General features: G+C 62.5%; 15 protein-coding genes. 10 read left to right on the top strand and 5 right to left on the bottom strand.

From position 1 onward, the window contains the following. Nucleotides 1–13 precede the first annotated feature (13 nt). From J2W46_RS00920 to J2W46_RS00900, 5 genes are all read left to right on the top strand, one after another. Nucleotides 14–505, top strand: coding sequence for a response regulator (locus J2W46_RS00920; protein ID WP_310351978.1), 492 nt, complete (start codon nucleotides 14–16; stop codon nucleotides 503–505). A gap of 285 nt (nucleotides 506–790) precedes the next feature. After that, complete coding sequence (locus J2W46_RS00915; RefSeq protein WP_087754821.1) at nucleotides 791–1,657, top strand: SDR family oxidoreductase; 867 nt, start codon at nucleotides 791–793, stop codon at nucleotides 1,655–1,657. Between the two features lie 206 nt (nucleotides 1,658–1,863). Next, nucleotides 1,864–2,406, top strand: coding sequence for a (2Fe-2S)-binding protein (locus tag J2W46_RS00910; RefSeq protein ID WP_088173693.1), 543 nt, complete (start codon nucleotides 1,864–1,866; stop codon nucleotides 2,404–2,406). Continuing rightward, the gene (locus J2W46_RS00905) at nucleotides 2,403–3,407 is read left to right on the top strand and encodes an FAD binding domain-containing protein (RefSeq protein WP_087754819.1); all 1,005 of its coding nucleotides are present in this window, start codon (nucleotides 2,403–2,405) and stop codon (nucleotides 3,405–3,407) included. The genes J2W46_RS00910 and J2W46_RS00905 overlap by 4 nt, the downstream gene beginning before the upstream one ends. Beyond that, on the top strand, nucleotides 3,404–5,653 hold the full coding sequence (locus J2W46_RS00900; RefSeq protein ID WP_310350533.1) for a xanthine dehydrogenase family protein molybdopterin-binding subunit: 2,250 nt from the start codon (nucleotides 3,404–3,406) through the stop codon (nucleotides 5,651–5,653). Before J2W46_RS00905 ends, J2W46_RS00900 begins: the two co-directional genes overlap by 4 nt. Nucleotides 5,654–5,851: 198 nt before the next feature. Here the strand turns inward: J2W46_RS00900 and J2W46_RS00895 are convergent, their stop codons facing one another. Continuing rightward, nucleotides 5,852–6,253: a PRC-barrel domain-containing protein gene (locus J2W46_RS00895; protein ID WP_310350529.1), complete on the bottom strand. Its 402-nt coding sequence runs from the start codon at nucleotides 6,251–6,253 to the stop codon at nucleotides 5,852–5,854. Between the two features lie 196 nt (nucleotides 6,254–6,449). Here J2W46_RS00895 and glgX point away from each other — a divergent pair, with 196 nt between their 5' ends. The 3 genes from glgX (at nucleotide 6,450) to J2W46_RS00880 (ending at nucleotide 11,069) form a co-directional block, all read left to right on the top strand. Further along, complete coding sequence (glgX, locus tag J2W46_RS00890) at nucleotides 6,450–8,666, top strand: glycogen debranching protein GlgX (protein ID WP_020067844.1); 2,217 nt, start codon at nucleotides 6,450–6,452, stop codon at nucleotides 8,664–8,666. A 123-nt stretch (nucleotides 8,667–8,789) separates the two neighbouring features. Continuing rightward, nucleotides 8,790–8,969, top strand: a complete 180-nt coding sequence (locus tag J2W46_RS00885) for a DUF2934 domain-containing protein (protein WP_020067843.1) — start codon at nucleotides 8,790–8,792, stop codon at nucleotides 8,967–8,969. Nucleotides 8,970–9,020: 51 nt separating this feature from the next. Continuing rightward, on the top strand, nucleotides 9,021–11,069 hold the full coding sequence (locus tag J2W46_RS00880) for an AI-2E family transporter (RefSeq protein WP_310350527.1): 2,049 nt from the start codon (nucleotides 9,021–9,023) through the stop codon (nucleotides 11,067–11,069). Between the two features lie 71 nt (nucleotides 11,070–11,140). Here the strand turns inward: J2W46_RS00880 and J2W46_RS00875 are convergent, their stop codons facing one another. Both J2W46_RS00875 and J2W46_RS00870 read right to left on the bottom strand, forming a co-directional pair. After that, complete coding sequence (locus tag J2W46_RS00875; protein WP_020067841.1) at nucleotides 11,141–11,311, bottom strand: hypothetical protein; 171 nt, start codon at nucleotides 11,309–11,311, stop codon at nucleotides 11,141–11,143. 136 nt (nucleotides 11,312–11,447) lie between these two features. Continuing rightward, complete coding sequence (locus J2W46_RS00870; RefSeq protein ID WP_310350525.1) at nucleotides 11,448–13,058, bottom strand: FAD-dependent oxidoreductase; 1,611 nt, start codon at nucleotides 13,056–13,058, stop codon at nucleotides 11,448–11,450. Nucleotides 13,059–13,341: 283 nt separating this feature from the next. On the opposite strand from J2W46_RS00870, the gene J2W46_RS00865 reads away from it, so the two are divergent. Both J2W46_RS00865 and J2W46_RS00860 read left to right on the top strand, forming a co-directional pair. Beyond that, nucleotides 13,342–15,495: a hybrid sensor histidine kinase/response regulator gene (locus J2W46_RS00865; RefSeq protein WP_027804601.1), complete on the top strand. Its 2,154-nt coding sequence runs from the start codon at nucleotides 13,342–13,344 to the stop codon at nucleotides 15,493–15,495. Nucleotides 15,496–15,611: 116 nt separating this feature from the next. Beyond that, nucleotides 15,612–15,905 (top strand): hypothetical protein, encoded by a 294-nt coding sequence (locus J2W46_RS00860; protein ID WP_020067838.1) that lies wholly within the window; start codon nucleotides 15,612–15,614, stop codon nucleotides 15,903–15,905. A gap of 87 nt (nucleotides 15,906–15,992) precedes the next feature. On the opposite strand, the gene J2W46_RS00855 is transcribed toward J2W46_RS00860, so the two are convergent. Both J2W46_RS00855 and J2W46_RS00850 read right to left on the bottom strand, forming a co-directional pair. After that, nucleotides 15,993–17,012: a class I fructose-bisphosphate aldolase gene (locus tag J2W46_RS00855; RefSeq protein WP_310350523.1), complete on the bottom strand. Its 1,020-nt coding sequence runs from the start codon at nucleotides 17,010–17,012 to the stop codon at nucleotides 15,993–15,995. Nucleotides 17,013–17,089: 77 nt separating this feature from the next. Further along, nucleotides 17,090–17,509: a secondary thiamine-phosphate synthase enzyme YjbQ gene (locus J2W46_RS00850; protein ID WP_131315677.1), complete on the bottom strand. Its 420-nt coding sequence runs from the start codon at nucleotides 17,507–17,509 to the stop codon at nucleotides 17,090–17,092. Between the last annotated feature and the right edge of the window lie 19 nt (nucleotides 17,510–17,528).

Genomic DNA, 17,528 nt, shown 5'->3' with positions numbered 1-17,528 from the left:
GGAGAACGTAGTGATGCTCGACAACCAGTTCGACAACCAGCTCGACAACCAGCTCGACAACCACTTCGACGACAGCGAAGACGTAGTCGTGTGGCGGCCAATCCAGTACGCAATGGCGTCGCACCGGCGCGTACTCGTCGTGGACGACTACCGAGAGGCGGCGGACGCGCTGCAAATGTTGTTGAACGCGGACGGGTTCGAATGCCGTGCGCTCGAAGATCCGCACGCGGTCTGCGAAATGGCGTCGCAATGGCAACCGTTCGCCGTGGTTCTCGACATCAAGATGCCCGGCCTTGACGGCCTGGAACTGGCGCGGCGCCTGCGCGCGCATCCGTCCACCGCGCATATGCTGCTGATCGCCTGTACGGCGTTTGCATCACGCGACGACCGCGCTCGCGCGCGCGCCGTCGGCTTCGACGCGCACTGCGCGAAGCCGTTGACGCCGGAGCGTCTGCTGCGCGTGCTGGAGTCGGCTGCGGCGCTGCATGCGGTGGGGGCGCCGTAAAGCGTGCGCGCCGTTTGAAAAAACTGCGGTGTGCAAGACGCAGTTTCCGACCTATGTTCCGCCGTGTTCTACGTGTTGCCGACTCCCTCCTTTTCGCTCGAATTGCCGCGCAGCGCATCGCATTTTCTTGCGCGTTTGCTTCGTCGATGCGCGACTCATGTCCCATTGTGCAGCGGCAATGCACCAGAAAACCGCGTTATGCGCGGGCCCGAGGGTTGCTGAACCTGTCGCACCGCCGTGCTTTTTGCACGCCGCGCAGGTTAAACAGCTTTCTGGAGGTTTTATATGAGCGACACAGAACGTCCCACGCCGCCGTTCAAAGGACAGCAGCAAGATCAGACGCCGGGCCGCACTGCGGAGATGAACCCGCAACCCGATCACGGCGAGAAATCGTATAAGGGCTCGGGACGCCTCGCTGGCAAGGCAGCCATCATCACTGGCGGCGACAGTGGCATTGGCCGCGCGGTCGCCATCGCATTCGCGCGTGAAGGCGCAGACGTTTTGATCTCCTATCTGAACGAAGACGACGATGCACGCGAGACCGCGCGCTGGGTCGAAGAGGCCGGCCGGAAAGCGGTGCTGGTGCCAGGCGACATCGCGAATCCGGCGCATTGCAACGCGATTGTCGACAAGGCGATCGAGGCGTTCGGCCGGCTCGACGTGCTCGTGAACAACGCGGCATACCAGATGACCTATCCGTCGCTGGACGAAATCACCGACGAGGAATGGGATAAGACGTTCGATACCAACATCGGCGCGATGTTCCGGATCACACGCGCTGCAGTCAGGCACATGAAGCCGGGCGGCGCCATTGTCAACACCACGTCGATTAATGCGGACCATCCGAATCCCGGGTTGATCGCGTACGCGACGACCAAGGGCGCGATCCAGAACTTTACGGGCGGCCTTGCGCAACTGCTGGCTGAAAAGGGCATCCGCGCGAATTGCGTCGCGCCGGGTCCGATCTGGACGCCGCTGATTCCGTCGACGATGCCGCCGGAAAAAGTCGAAAAATTCGGAGAGCAGGTACCGATGAAGCGTCCGGGCCAACCGGCCGAGGTCGCGCCGGCCTACGTGATGCTGGCGTCCGACGAAGCGAGTTACATCTCTGGCGCGACGATCGCCGTTACAGGCGGTTCGCCGATTATCTAGGCCTGTTCTGCGGGCGCCGACTGGCCGCTGCTTGCGCGACTAAGCGCAAGCAGCGGCTCTCAAAGTTGCGCGTCAAATCTTTATCGACGCCACGCTGGATGAGCGGCGCGCAGTATTGCAACGCTGTGCTGCCGGGCACGCCGCTTGCGCGCGTCATGGGTTCGTCTTGCGCTCGCCGTACGTACCCATCGTCAGGAGAAACCCCCATGAATTCACCCACAGCGGAAACGCTGCTGGACGTTGCACCGAGCGACGTCCAGCGCGTGCCGGTGAGCTTCGACATCAACGGGAAAAAGCATGAGTTCGAAGTGGAAGCCTGGACCTCGCTGCTCGACTTGTTGCGCGAACACTGCCATTTGAGCGGCACGAAGAAGGGCTGCGATCACGGGCAATGCGGCGCGTGCACCGCGATTGTGAACGGTCAACGTATCAACACATGTCTCGCGCTCGCGGTGGTTCACGACGGCGCGTCGATTACGACAATCGAAGGACTCGCGAACGGCGAAACGCTGCATCCGGTTCAACAGGCGTTCATCGACCATGATGCATTTCAGTGCGGCTACTGCACGCCAGGACAGATCTGCTCGGCCGTGGCAATGCTGCAGGAAGGCCATGCTAAAACCGCGGACGACGTGCGTGAACTGATGAGCGGCAACCTGTGCCGCTGCGGCGCTTACACCAATATCGTCGCCGCGATTCTCGACGCAGCGGAGCTTGCGGATAAGGATCACCAGGGAGTGAAGCCATGAACCGCTTCTCGTACACGCGCGCGAATGAAGTGTCGCAAGCGATCGAACAGCATCGTGCAAAAGGAGCCGCAGCGTTTATCGCGGGCGGTACCAATCTGGTTGATTTGTGGCGCGTGAACGTCGCGCATCCGCAGGTCGTGATCGACATCAACCGCTTGCCGCTTAAGCAGATCGAGCCGACTGCAGCGGGCGGACTGAAAATCGGCGCTCTCGTGACCAACAGCGCGGCCGCTTACGACCCGCAGATTGCCGCGCGCTATCCGTTGCTCTCCAAAGCGATTCTCGCGGGCGCTTCGCCGCAGATTCGCAATGTGGCGAGCGTGGGCGGCAACCTGCTGCAACGCACGCGTTGTGTCTATTTCTACGATGCGGGCACGCGCTGCAACAAGCGCGAACCCGGCACGGGTTGCCCAGCATTGGAAGGCGTGAACCGGATGCATGCGATTCTCGGCGCAAGCGAACACTGCATTGCGGTGCACCCGTCCGACATGTGCGTGGCATTGGCCGCGCTCGACGCAACGGTGCATCTGTCCGGGCCCGACGGTTCGCGCGTGTTGCCGTTCGCCGACTTTCACCGCTTGCCGGGCGACACGCCGCACATCGACACCAATATTCGTGACGACGAATTGATCACTGCGGTCGAGTTACCGAAGCAGGGCTTCGCGCAGCATCATGCGTACATCAAGGTGCGTGACAGGGCGTCCTATGCGTTTGCGCTTGTCTCCGTGGCATTGGGACTGGAACTCGACGGCGACGTGATAGTGAATGCGCGTTGCGCGCTCGGCGGCGTTGCGCACAAGCCGTGGCGCAATACGGACGCTGAAGCGTCGCTGCAGGGCAAGACGTTGAGCGCGGAGACGGTACGCAACTTCGCTACCGACCTGCTGCGCGACGCGCAGGGCCGCCGCGGCAATGCGTTCAAGGTCGAATTGACGGCGCGTGCAATCGAGCGCGCATTTCTGGGCGCGAGTCAACGTTCGTTCGAGGAGTCTGGGCTATGAACCGTGTTGAATCTTTGCCTGCTCTGCGCGCGAGCGGCGTGCCGCACAAGCGAGTCGACGGCAGACTGAAGGTGACTGGCGCCGCGCAGTACGCGGCCGACTTCACCGCCAATGGACTCACGTATGGTTTCGTCGTGTCGAGCACGATCGCGGCGGGGCGTATCGTGTCGATCGATTCGTCGGCCGCGCTTGCGTTGCCGGGCGTGCTGCATGTGCTGACGTATCAGAATCGCCCTGAGTTGCCTCGCGAGGACAAACCCTACAAAGACATGGTTGCGCCCGGCGGCAGCCCGCTCAGGCCGCTGTGGGACGACCGTGTGTGGTACAGCGGTCAGCCCGTTGCGCTCGTGCTTGCGGAGTCGCTCGAACTCGCGCGTCATGCGGCGTCGCTCGTGGACGTGCGCTATGAGTCGGCGCCGCATCGAACGGATATGGGCGAGGCGCTCATGGACGCCGAGCCGCCTTCGACGGAGAAGGGCGGCTTCGACCCGCCGCCCCCGCCGCGAGGCGACGCCGACGCTGCGTTGGCCAGCGCCGTGGCGCGTGTCGATGCGTTCTACAGCACGCCGGCGGAATATCACAACCCGATGGAAATGCATGGCTGCACAGTCGTACCCGACGAGCACGGACACTTGACCGTGTATGAAAAGACTCAGGGCGTCGTCAACACCAAGTCGTATCTGACGGCAGTGTTCGGCTTGAGCGACGATCAGGTGCAGGTGGTGTCGCCTTTTGTCGGCGGCGCATTCGGCTCGGGCTTGCGGCCGCAATATCACCTCGCGCTTGCGGTCATGGCGGCGCTCGAATTGAAGCGCCCCGTGCGAGTGACGTTGACGCGCCAGCAGATGTTCACGTTCGCGCATCGGCCGCAGTCGATTCAGCGCGTCGCCTTGGGCGCGGGCGCCGACGGCAGGCTGCAGGCGGTGATTCACGAAGCCGTCTCCGAGACATCCCAATACGAGGATTACTGCGACGTGGTGGTGAACTGGGCCGGCCAGCTATATCAATGCGAGAACGTAACGCTCGGCTACAAGGTCGTGAGGCTCGACGTGCCGACGCCCGCCGACATGCGCGCGCCGGGCGCCGCGCAAGGTCTTTTCCCGCTCGAAGTGGCAATGGACGAACTGGCCGAGTCATTGCAGATGGACCCGCTCGAACTGCGCCTCGTCAACTACGCCGAACGCGATGCGAACAAGAATCTGCCGTTCTCCAGCAAGGCGCTGCGCGAATGCTATCGCGAAGGCGCCGCCCGCTTCGGCTGGGACAAGCGGCCGCTTGCGCCGCGCGCGCGACGCGAGGGCACTGAGCTTGTCGGCTGGGGCATGGCGACGGGCGCATGGGACGCGATGCAAAACGAAGCGTCCGCGCGCGCAGTGCTCACGCGCGACGGCCAGGTGACTGTGTCGAGTTCGACTGCGGATATCGGCACCGGCACCTACACCGCAATGACGCAAATCGCGGCGGACGCGCTCGGTGTGCCGCTTCACGACGTGGTGTTCGAGCTCGGCGATACACGCTTGCCGAAGGCGCCGCTCGAAGGCGGATCATGGACCGTGTCGTCGGTGGGAAGCGCGGTCGATGTCGCGTGCAAGCGGCTTCACAACCGTCTCGTTGAACTTGCGCGGCAACATGGCGGCGCGCGTTTCGCGAGTGTCGCGCGCGAGGACATCAGGCGTGCGGGCAAGCAGATGGTGTGCGGATCAGGTACCGAAGACGCCATCGCAATCGACACGCTGCTGGGGCGCGCCGGCCTCGAATCGCTCGAAGAACAAGCCAGCGTGAAGCCGCACGAGAAGCAGCAGGCGTATTCGATGGGCACACACTCGGCGGTGTTTGTCGAAGCGCGCGTGGACGAAGCGCTGGGCACCGTGCGCGTGACTCGTGTGGTGAGTGCCGTGGCCGCAGGTCACATCGTCAATCCGAAGACTGCGGCGAACCAGGTGGCGGGCGGCGTGGTGTGGGGCATCAGCATGGCGCTGCACGAGGAAGGGCAGTTCGACCACGATATCGGCCGGCAGATGAACCACAACCTTGCCGACTATCACGTGCCGGTCAACGCGGACATTCATGACATCGACGTGCTGTTCGTCGAGGAGCACGACGATATCGTCAATCCGCTTGGCGTGAAGGGCGTAGGTGAAATCGGCGTGGTGGGTGTGGCCGCCGCAGTGTGCAACGCGATCTGGCATGCGACCGGCAAACGCGTGCGGGAATTGCCGATTACGTTGGACAAGCTGGTCGCGTGAAGACCGGTTGTCGCGCGGGTCGAAGCGGGTCAATGCAGATCAGCGCGCGGCAGGAAGTGTCGAAACGCCGGGAGAGGCAGAGCGGGGCTCGTTAGCCGCGCTCTGCTTCGTCCATTGCGCTGCGGATCAATCTTCGCGCTGTGCGTATTCGCGCAGCGCGAGGCACGACGAAACGTGCCCAAACATCAAGACACAGTGTTAGTCGGCGTATTTGAATTCCGGCAGCGCTTCGAGCGACTTTTTGGTCGCCTCCGGCAGTACCACGCGACGATTGGTGATCTGCAGATCGTTGAACGGAACCGCCACGAGATGCTTGCCCAGCCCTAGAAAACCGCCCACCGACAGAATGGCGTAGGTGCCGCGGTCGCCGCCTGGCGAGACGATCAGATCGTCGACTGTTCCAATGGTGTCCTTGTTCTTGTTGAAGACGTCGGCCCCGGCCAGCTTCGACGCGCGATAGCCGCTCGCAAGCTGAACCACATCGGTGCGCCTTTCGGTAATGGATTGCGGAGCGCCCTGCGCATAAGCGTTGCCTTGCGACGCGAGTGTGCTGAGCAGCACTGCTGCTGCAAGCAGCGGTCTGGCTTGCGTGCTTCCCATGATCGTTTCTCCTTGTTATGTACGGCGCCGTTCGTGGCGCGTCCAGTAGCTTTCAAACCCGTTACCGCAAATTGCGTGCCGCGTCTGGCGCTCCGCCCAGTCTCAGGCCCAAGGATTGCTACAGGAGCGAGCCTGCTATTCATATTGCCTACACAGGAACCGCGCGCAAGCGCTTTTGCTTCTCACAGGAATCCCTATGTCATCCCCGGCCAATTACTCCACGCGCATCGCGGAGGGCACCCCTTTTCCGCTCGGCGCGACATGGAATGGAAACGGTGTGAACTTTGCGCTGTTCTCAGCGCACGCGACCAAGGTCGAACTGTGTCTGTTCGATGAAACCGGTCAGCATGAAATCGAACGCATTGAACTGCCCGAATATACCGACGAGGTCTGGCACGTGTTCGTGCCGAACCTGAAACCCGGTGCCGTGTACGGTTATCGCGTGCATGGTCCGTATGAGCCCGAGAAGGGCCATCGTTTCAATCCGAACAAGCTGCTGCTCGACCCTTATGCGAAGGCGCACATCGGCGAGCTGAAATGGGCGCCTGAAATTTTCGGCTATACGCTTGGTTCCGAAGAGGGCGACCTGTCGTTCGACGAGCGCGATAGCGCGCCGTTCGTGCCGAAGTGCAAGGTGGTGGACGCAACCTTTTCGTGGTCGCACCCGGAGCGCAATCCGTTGCCGTGGGACCGCGTGATCTTCTACGAAACGCATGTTCGCGGCTTCACGAAGCGACATCCGGAAGTGCCCGAGGAGTTGCGCGGCACCTTCGCGGGGCTCGGACAGAAACCGGTGATCGACTACATCAAGAGCCTCGGCGTGACGTCGGTCGAGCTGATGCCGGTCCAGACATTCGTGAACGACAGCTATCTGCTGGAGAAGGGTCTCACCAACTACTGGGGCTACAACACCATCGGCTTTTTTGCGGCCGACCCGCGTTTCTTCGCTTCGTCGACGGATTCCGTCAGCGAGTTCAAGGGAATGGTGGACAGCTTCCACAACGCGAACCTCGAAGTCATTCTCGACGTGGTGTACAACCACACCGCCGAAGGCAACGAACGCGGGCCGACGCTCTCGTTCAAGGGCATCGACAACGCGTCGTACTACCGGCTGATGCCGGACGAGCCGCGTTATTACATCAACGATACCGGCACCGGCAACACGCTCAATCTGTCGCATCCTCGCGTATTGCAAATGGTGACCGACAGCCTGCGTTACTGGGTGACGGAAATGAAGGTCGACGGTTTCCGCTTCGACCTCGCGACGATTCTCGGCCGCGAGCCGCACGGCTTCGACGAGGGCGGCGGGTTTCTCGACAGTTGCCGGCAAGACCCGGTTCTCTCCAGCGTGCGGCTCGTCGCGGAACCGTGGGATTGCGGCCCCGGCGGCTACCAGGTGGGTGGCTTTCCGCCCGGTTGGGCCGAATGGAACGACCGCTTCCGCGATACCGTGCGCGCGTACTGGAAGGGAGATGAGGGCATGGTTGCGGATCTCGCTGCTCGGTTGACCGGCTCGGGGGACAAGTTCAACCATCGCGGTCGGCGCCCTTGGGCCAGCGTGAATTTCATTGCCGCTCACGACGGCTTTACGTTGAACGATCTTGTCTCGTACAACGACAAGCACAACGAGGCGAACGGCGAAGACAACAAGGACGGACACTCGGACAACAAGTCTTGGAACATGGGCGTGGAAGGTCCGACCGACGACATCGATATTCGTCAGCAGCGTGAGCGTCAAAAGCGCAATCTGCTGTCCACGTTGCTGCTTTCGCAAGGCACGCCGATGATTCTTGCGGGCGACGAGTTCGGTCGCACGCAGAAGGGCAACAACAACGCGTATTGCCAGGACAACGAGATCAGCTGGGTGGATTGGGAAGGTATCGACGAAGACGGCCGCGCGCTGACCGAGTTCGTGAGAAACCTCACGACACTGCGTCACCGTTTGCCGGTGCTGCGTCGTAGCCGCTTTCTCACCGGCGAGTACAACGAGGCGCTCGACGTAACCGACGCGCGCTGGCTCTCGCCCGACGGCACCGATCTCACGCCTGAACAATGGGCCGATCCGCTGATGCGCTGCTTCGGTCTCGTGATCGACGGCCGCGCGCAGGCAAGCGGCATTCGCCGTCCCGCGTCGGACGCCACGCTGTTGCTGGTGCTGAACGCGCATCACGATGTCGTCAACTTCACCTTGCCTGAGGTGCCCGAAGGCGAACGCTGGACCTGCCTGCTCGACACGAACATGCCGGTGCGCGCGGAACTGCCCCAGTTCAGCGCCGGCGACGACTATCAGGTGACAGCGCGCTCACTCCTGCTGTTCGCGCTCGAGGCACCGAGTCGCGCGACGCAACGCGTGTTCGACCGGCTGGAAGAGCAGCTCACTTCCGATGAAAGCGAAGTCCCGCCTGCACCCTGATCGGGGATAGCACTTCGGGAATAGCACTTGCTGTTTGCTTCAAGGCCGCGCGTATTCACTCAGTGATTGCGCGCGGCCTTTCGCCATGCCGGCATCCGCTTGACCTTTACTGTAGGTGACCAAATGGAACAGGAGCAGACCTCTCAGGAGGAACAGATTCGCATGCGTGCTTATTACCTGTGGGAGCAGGCGTCGGAGCCGAAGGGCACACCCGACGAATACTGGGAGCAGGCCCGCAGCGAGATTGAGAAGGAAGCGCCGCCAGTGGAAAGCGGGCCGATTGCGGAAGAGCCGAAAAAATAAGCACATGCAAGGGAGCACTACAACAGATAACCACAAGCGGCACGCATCGCCATGAAGGACTTTCCTGAACCGTCACGCGGCAGGCATCCCACGCGCATCGACGCGCCGCCTGCCGCGTTCGGTCTGGATGCGCTGATCGCGTTGGCTGTCGGCGCAGGTCTCGTAGCGTGCCTGTACTTCGCGCGAGCGGTCCTGATTCCGATGACGCTCGCAATTCTGTTGAGCTTTCTCGTCGCGCCACTTGTGAAGTCGCTGGGCCGTTTGAAGCTCGGTCATGTCGCGTCGGTGTTCGCCGCTGTGGTGATCTCGGTGTCGGTGATCGGCGTGCTCGGCGCGGTGATCGCCATGCAACTGACCGATCTGGCGGCCGGCATGCCGCGCTATCAGGCAACCATCGAGCATAAGATGGAAGCCGCGCATACGCTGACCGTAGGCAAGCTCGATCGCTTCGCCAAAGCCGCAGGTCAGGCGCTGCAGCGCGCCACCGTTGAACCGACGCCGCCCGCGCCGCGGCGGGATGCGTCTTCTTCCGATGGCCGCGCGCCTGCCGCCGTTCCCGTCGAAGTGCGCGAGCCGGTGCCGACGCCGCTGGAACTCGCACGCCGCGTGTTGTCGCCGGCAATCAGTCCACTGGAGACGGCGTTCATCGTCTTCGTCGTAATGGTGGTGATCCTCCTGCAACGCGACGATCTCCGCGATCGCGCGATCAGGCTATTCGGCTCGCGCGATCTGCATCGCACCACTACTGTGATGGACGAAGCAGCGCGGCGCCTGAGCCGCTACTTCGTTTCGCAGCTTGGATTGAATGCGGGGCTCGGCGTCGTGATCGGCGCGGGGCTTTTCCTGATTGGTGTGCCGAGTCCGATCTTGTGGGGCATCCTCGCGGCGTTGCTTCGGCTCGTGCCGTATGTCGGTATCTGGATCGCGGGCGGCCTTGCTACCGCACTCGCCGCCGCGGTGAGTCCCGGGTGGGACATGGCGATCTGGTCCATAGCGCTTTTCGTGACGGTCGAACTGCTGGTGGGCCAGGTCGTGGAGCCGCTTCTGTATGGACGCAGCACCGGACTCTCGCCGTTTTCGGTCGTCGTAGCGGCGATCTTCTGGAGCTGGATCTGGGGGCCAATCGGGCTTATTTTGTCGACGCCTTTGACGCTCTGCCTGCTCGTGCTCGGTCGGCATATCAGGCGTCTGGAATTTCTCGACGTGATGCTGGGCGACCAGCCCGCGCTCACGCCCGTCGAAAATTTTTATCAACGTGTGCTCGCAGGCGACCCCGACGAAGCGCTCGCGCAAGCGGAGCTGCTGCTGCGCGAGCGGTCGCTGTCGGCATACTACGACGAAGTGACGATCCCAGGCCTGCAACTCGCCGCCAACGACGTCGTGCGCGGCAGCGTCACCTCGGTGCAGCTCGCGCGCATCGAGTCCACCACGAACGATCTGATCGATGGACTCGACGGTTATCCGGACGAGCAGCCGCCGCGGCTCATGGCAGAGGATGCGGGCACCGATATCGGACCGGTGGCGCCGTCGCATATCGCGCCGGCTGCATCGGCGGGCATGCATGCGTTGTTTGCAAACCATATGTCGCGCGGTGCCGCGCAAGGGCCGCGCGACGATAGCGCTCAACAAGCCGCTGAAGATGCGCTGGAGGAAGCTCAAGATCCGCCGCGCGCAGCGAATCAACGTGTCTTGTGCATTCCCGGGCGGGGCCCGCTCGATCCTCTGGCGGCGACCATTCTGTTGCAACTGCTCGGCAAGCATGGTTTCGCGGCACGCGCGTTACCGCATGAGGCCGCTTCACGCGCCTCGATCGAGCAGATGGATGCCGACGACGTGGGCATCGTCTGCATCGTCTATTTGCGGATCGACGGTGTTCCCTCGCATTTGCGCTACATGGTGCGGCGCATTCGCGCACGCTTGCCGAACGCGTCGATTATCGTCGGACTGTGGGCGCGCGAGGATCTCGAGAAGTGGAGCGTCGATCTGCAAAACGCGATGGGCGCCGAATGCTATGTCACTTCATTGCAGGAGATGCTGGCGGCTTGCCGCATGTGCGCAAGCACGACAAGCGGTGAACCGCTCGCAGTCGCCGACGTCTAGAAAAGCACCGGAAAAGCAGGCAAAAAAACGCCCGGCGCTTGCGCGTCGGGCGTTTGTCGTTGGAGCAGTGCTTACTTGCCGGTGGCTCCGCCTTCTGAGGTCTTGCCTTCGTCGTCAGTCACGATTTTCGTCGTGCCGCCGGTAGAGGGCGGGTCGCTCGCCGGAAACGTGTCCTCGACTTCCTTGTCGATCTGCTTCTCGGTCTTGTCGGCATTCGGATGCTGTTCCTTGGGTTCTGCCATGACGCTTCTCCTTGAGCTGATAGATGTGATGGGTGGACGGCCATGCTGTTCGCACGGCCTGCTTGGGGTGCTTTTTACATCGGCATGTAGAGTTGAATGAAAGGTGAGCGCTCCATGAGCTAAACATCGGCTCGCGTCAGACTGACCCGCACGACTCGCGCCCGACAATCTGCAATGCGTCGGCCCGCGTGAGCGGACCTCGGCGCATGGCGTCGATCAGGTGCGCGGTCTGCGCGTCGCGTTCACACGCGAGCACGGCGAGAACCTTGTCGTCCTTCACGTAAAGCGCAGCGAACTCGTAACTGTCCAGGTCGCCGTCTATCACCAGCTCGTCCCAGTCGCTTGCATGGCCGAGATATTCAAACGTCTTGCCGAAGTGGTAGGTCCAGAAAAACGGCACGCCGTCATAACGGTTGCGTGCACCGCACATGTTTTGCGCGGCGATGCGCGCGTGCTGTTGCGCTACTCGCCAATGCTCGATCCGCAGCGGCTCCTCGTTCTCGCGCAGCGGGAACATCGCAATGTCGCCGGCGGCGTAAAGACCGGGCGCGGCCTGCATACCTGCATTCACGATCACGCCGCCGTCCTTTTGCAATGGCAATCCTTCGACAAAGCCGGTGGCCGGGGTCACGCTTGTGCCTAACAGCACGACATCGGCGGCGATATGCTCGCCGCTTTCCAGCATTACTTCATGCACGCTGCCTTCTTCCCCTTCGAGCGAGGCGACCTTCGCTTCCGGATAAAACTTCACGCCATTGCTTTCGTGCAGCGCGCGGAACATCGCGCCCATGCTTTCACCGAACTGCTTCGCAAAGGGCACCTTGTCCGGCGAAATAATGGCGACTTCGACGCCGCGTTTGCGCAGCGATGCGGCGGTTTCGAGTCCGATGAAACCGCTGCCGATAATCGCTACCCGAGTGGAGGTGGTCGCGGCGGTAGACGGGGCGTCGGTCGCGAGTTCGTCGGTCGGCCCGTCGCCAAGCGCGTCGACGATCGCCGTGGCGTCGGCAAGATTGCGCAGCACATACACGCCGCCAAGCTCGCAGCCAGGAATAGAAGGGACCTTCGGCACACCGCCGGTCGCGAGCAATGCGGTGTCGTAGGTCAATGCGCCACCGGGTTCCAGATGAACGGTGCGGTTGGGAACATCGAGGCGCACCACCTTTGCGACGATCCGTTCCACGCCGTGCTGCTCGAACCACTCGTGAGCGAGAAGCGGCGGCACATCGGCGGGGGACATCTCCGCGGAAGGGACAAACTTGCTGAGCGACGTGCGATCGTAGGGCGCGTGCGGTTCGTCGCCGATCAGCGTGATGCGACCGCTAAAGCCATACTCGCGCAGCGCCGCGCAAGCCGCGGCGCCGGCCGCGCCCGCGCCGATTACCGCGAAATGCGGCTCCTGTGTGCGGGCAAGCTCTGTTTCGTTCGGCAGCTTGCCCGGTGTCACCATCACGTCATCGCCGTCGACGATCACCGCATAGCGTTCGAGCGGCACGAGCGGCGGCGGCTCCAGCACCTGGCCGGTGGATGCGTCGAACGTGCCCTTATGCCACGGACAAATGATCCGGCCGCGGCACAACGCGCCTTTCTCGAGCGGTCCGCCTGCGTGCGGACAATCGGCGGAATAGGCGCGCACGGTGTCGCCGTCGCGGACCAGCAGGATTTTTTCGTCACCCACTACGACGCGTTGTGCCCGGTCCTCGCGTAGCTGCGAAAGCTGGGCGACGTGTACTGCGGTCGTGGGCATGCGGGTTCCTTGAGGCGTTGTCTGATGCGGCCCGCAGCGGTAGGGATCGCGCGCCGAGGCCGCAGGACCAGAATGAGAAAAGTGCTACATGAATGAGCAATTGCCGTGCCCGACATCGGCTAAATCCAGGCCGTGCAAAAACATTTCTCGTTTCTTCGCTTCTCGCTATGTGAATGGTCGGAAAGTACGCTAGATTCCTTTTGAGGAAATAGCGCACGATCAGAAGGCACGATACGTGCGACGAATCAGATGACTTCCCCAGACTTTTGTGGAGATGTTGGCCGTGCAGCGTGCGGAGCGAGTTGCAGTTGATGTCCCAATGCCGTCGCGCAATTTTGCGGCGACGCGGCGTGTGTTACTTGTTGTGCTTGCTGTTTCGATTCTCTTCCCGCTTGCATGCCTCGCCGGCTACGGTTATTTCGATTACCAGCGGCGCATAGCCGATTCGAATGACATGATCGACCGGCTAGTGCGTGTGACCGAGGAACAGGCGGTCAAGGTGCTCGACCTGAACCAGCAGATGGCTTCGCGCATCGTCGAGCTGATCGGCGACGAAGACGATCAGCAGCTTCGTGCGCGTGACGCGCAGTTGCACAAAGCCCTGCGCGAAATCGGCGGGGACTTTCCGCAAGTGGCGTCCATCAACCTGATCGGTGTGAACGGCGATCTGCTCGTGTCGAGCCGCGCGTATCCGGCAACCGGCATCTCCATCGGTCATCGCGAAGACTTCGTCTCCGCGCGAGCGATGCGCCCGCATCCGTACTTTTCGTTGCCCATGTTCGGTCCGTTATCGCAAACGGACGTGTTCAACACCACCATCGCCCGCACGGACACCGACGGTAACTTCCTCGGCGTCGTGTCGGTCGCGTTGCGCAACGAGTACTTCTCGCGCTTTTATCGCGAGCTCACTAACGGCGACTCATCGCTCGCGTTGGCGCTCTATCGTCAGGACGGCAATCTGCTCGTGCGCTATCCGCCGTTGCCGGCAGGCGTGGCGGATAGTGCGTCCGACGCATTTGCCTCCGCGTTGCGCGACAAGCAGTTGTCCGGCCACGTACGCGTCAAATCGGCGGAAGACGGCGGCGAGCGGCTCGTCGCGTTTCGCCGGGTCGGCGACTATCCGTTGTATGTGTCCAGCGCCTATGCAACAGGCGCGATCGTCGACGCGTGGCGCCAGCACTTCATGGTGATCGCCGCGTTGACCGCGGTGCCGTGTATCGCGATCTGGATCCTCGTGCTTTACTCGCTGCGTCAACTCGACGGCGAGCGCGTCGCATGGGAGCGCTGGCAGGGCGAGGTTGCGATGCGGCTTTCGGCGGAAGCTTCGAGCCGGCAATTGCAGCGCATGGGCGCGCTCGGCAATCTGGTCGCGAATGTCGCGCACGATTTCAACAATCTGCTAATGGTCGTCTCCGCGAATATCGAGCTTGCCCGTCTCAAGCGGTTCAACAACCTCGAAAAGGAAATGACGGCGGTTCAGCGCGCCACCGCGACTGCGGAATCGCTCACGCGCAGGCTTTTGAGCGTCGCAAAGAAGCAGCCGCTGAAGCAGGAGCCGATCCACCTGAAAAAGTGGATTCCGGGCGCGGCGCCGCTCATCGAGGCGGCGCTCGGCGATCAGATCGAACTGGCGCTCAGCATTGTCGACGACGTATGGGACGTGCTCGCGGATCCGACCGATCTCGAACTCGCGATCATGAACCTGGCGGTGAATGCACGCGACGCGATGCCGCGCGGCGGACGCTTCGTGATTCGTTGCCAGAACAATCGGCTGGTTGGCAGCGATACCTTGCTACCCGATGGCGAGTACGTGCTGATCGCGTGTTCCGACGACGGCGAAGGCATGCCCGAATCAGTCGCGCGGCGCGCGTTCGAGGCGCTGTTCACAACCAAACTGAGCGGCTCGGGAGCGGGCCTCGGCTTGGCGCAGGTTCTGTCAATGTGCGAACAGGCGGGCGGCACCGCGAAGATCGACAGTGTGCCCGGCAGCGGCACGACGGTGCGCATGTATCTGCCGCGCTATCGCGAACGCCGCCAGGCGCGCGCCGTGAAAGAAGAGGTGGTGGAACAGGCAGCACTGCAGCACGCGGGCATGGTGCTCCTCGTGGAAGACAACGAAGACGTCGCGGCGGGCGTCGCAGCCGTGCTGGAAACGTTCGGCTGCGCAGTGCGTCACGAGCCCACCGCCGATCAGGCATTCGACGTACTGACCGGTGGCGAGCGCTTTGAACTCGTGCTGTCGGACATTCAGATGCCAGGCAAGCTGAACGGCATCGACCTGGCTGAAAAAGTGCGCAGTGCATGGCCCACGCAGAAGATCGCTTTAATGACGGGCTACGCGGACGAACTCGAACGCGCGCGGCGCCTGGGCGTAGCCATATTGGCGAAGCCATTCAACATCGAGGAACTGCACGCGCTGGTGGCCTGCGAACCGTAATGCGTTGCAATCTTGAGGCACACACCTTGCTGAACTCCTGACGAGGCATGCGCGCCTGGCTCGCCTACGCGCGCAATCCGCTTCTTTTTCGCGTCCATTCCGACAGGAGAACAGTCATGAAGATCAAGAAGGCACTGCTTATTTCCACATTGCTCACGGCTTCCACGCTTGCCATGGCACAAGGTGCGGGCGGCTCGGGTGGGGCTGGCGGCGGGCCGGCCGGCAACGACCCGGCCACGACCGGCGGCGCGAATGCTTCCACGCGCGAAGGCGGCGACGCTACGTCATCGGGCGCTATGTCGCATTCGAAGTCGAAGAAGCACTCGTCGAAGTCGAAGGCCACGAAGCCCGCGACCGACACGACCAACATGCCGGGCGCGAACGCAAGCAGCGACACGAAAGGGCAATAACCCGCCGCGTTCAGAATGAGGGCCCGTGGCGCGAATGCGCTACGGGCGCCTCACGAATCGAATGCTTTACCGGCGCGGCCTGACTGACTAATTTTTTTCTTGCGACGCGTCGTACTTGCCGAGTGCCGCCGCGCTGTTCAGGCGCGCCCGCTTCAGTAATGCCTGCTGCGCTTCCTCGACGTTGCTCGCTGCGCCTTTCCAGGCTTGTAACGGCGGCTCCTGCAACGCACGTCCATACGAGAAGCTCAGATTCCACGGCAGCGGCCCGAGGCGATTCATTGCGTCGAGGTTCGCGGTCGCTTCTTCGGGCGACTGCCCGCCAGACAGAAACACGATGCCCGGCACGGCCGCGGGCACGGTGCGTTTCAGAATCCGCACCGTGTAAGCGGCGATATCCGCAGTGGACGATTGCCGCGCGCTCTCCGAACCGGCGATCACCATGCTCGGTTTCAGCAGCATATGTTCGAGCACGACGCGATGCCGTTGCAGCGCGACGAACACCTCGTGTAAAACCGCCTCGGTCACTTCGGCGCTGCGCTCGATCGTGTGGTCGCCGTCCATCAACACTTCCGGTTCGACGATCGGCACGATGCCCGCTTCCTGCGCGATCGCGGCGTAACGCGCGAGCGAGTCCGCATTCGCTTCTATCGCGAGACGGCTGGGCAGATTGGCCGTGATGTTGTAGACCGCGCGCCACTTTGCAAAGCGCGCGCCTTGTTTTTTGTAATCGACGAAGCGGCGCGCGAGGCCGTCGAGGCCTTCCGTGATTTCATCGCCTGGAGCATGAGCAAGCGGGACCTTGCCGAGGTCCACCTTGATGCCCGGCACGATCCCGTTCTTCGTGGCGACCTCGGGGAACGGCGTGCCGTTGTCCGCTTTCTGGCCGAGCGTTTCTTCGTAGAGAATCACGCCGCTCACAAATTCGCCGAGGCCCGGCGTGGTGAGCAGCAGATTGCGATACGCACGGCGGTTTTCCTCGGTGGAGTCGAGTCCGATCGTCTTGAAGCGTTTGGCGATGGTGGGGCCGCTTTCGTCGGCGGCGAGCAGGCCCTTGCCGGGCGGAACCATTGCGTCGACGGTGGCTTGCAGTTCGCTACGGGTGTCCATGAGATGTGCTCCCTTTGTTCCGGTTGCGGAAGGAAAACTGCGGCCGCGGCGCATTGGCGGCCGCTGCATGACCTGCGTTATTCGCCTATCAGATGCAGCACGATGTCGCGATGCTGCGTGTGACGCCGATGCTCGAACAGATACAGCCCTTGCCACGTGCCGAGCACCATCTGCCCATGCTCGACCGGTATGCTCAATTGAACCTGTGTCAATGCGGTGCGCAAATGCGCAGGCATGTCGTCGGGGCCCTCGGCGTCGTGCTCGTAGCGTTGCTTGTCTTCGGGCGCGAGGTTCGCGAAGTAGCGCTCGAGATCCCGCTGCACCGACGGGTCGGCATTCTCCTGGATCAGCAATGATGCCGACGTATGACGGCAAAACAGCGTCAGCAGTCCGGTGTCGATGTCCTGCGCCGCGACGAAGCGGCGGGCTTCATCGGTGAATTCGACGAGTCCGCGAGTGGGCGCCTTGACGCTCAGATGGTGGATGGCCTGTCGCATGATGAAAGCGCTCGACTCC

Origin of the sequence: Paraburkholderia strydomiana (genome assembly GCF_031456815.1) — a bacterium.
GTDB lineage: Bacteria > Pseudomonadota > Gammaproteobacteria > Burkholderiales > Burkholderiaceae > Paraburkholderia > Paraburkholderia caledonica.
This window is presented reverse-complemented; position numbering and strand designations above follow the sequence as displayed.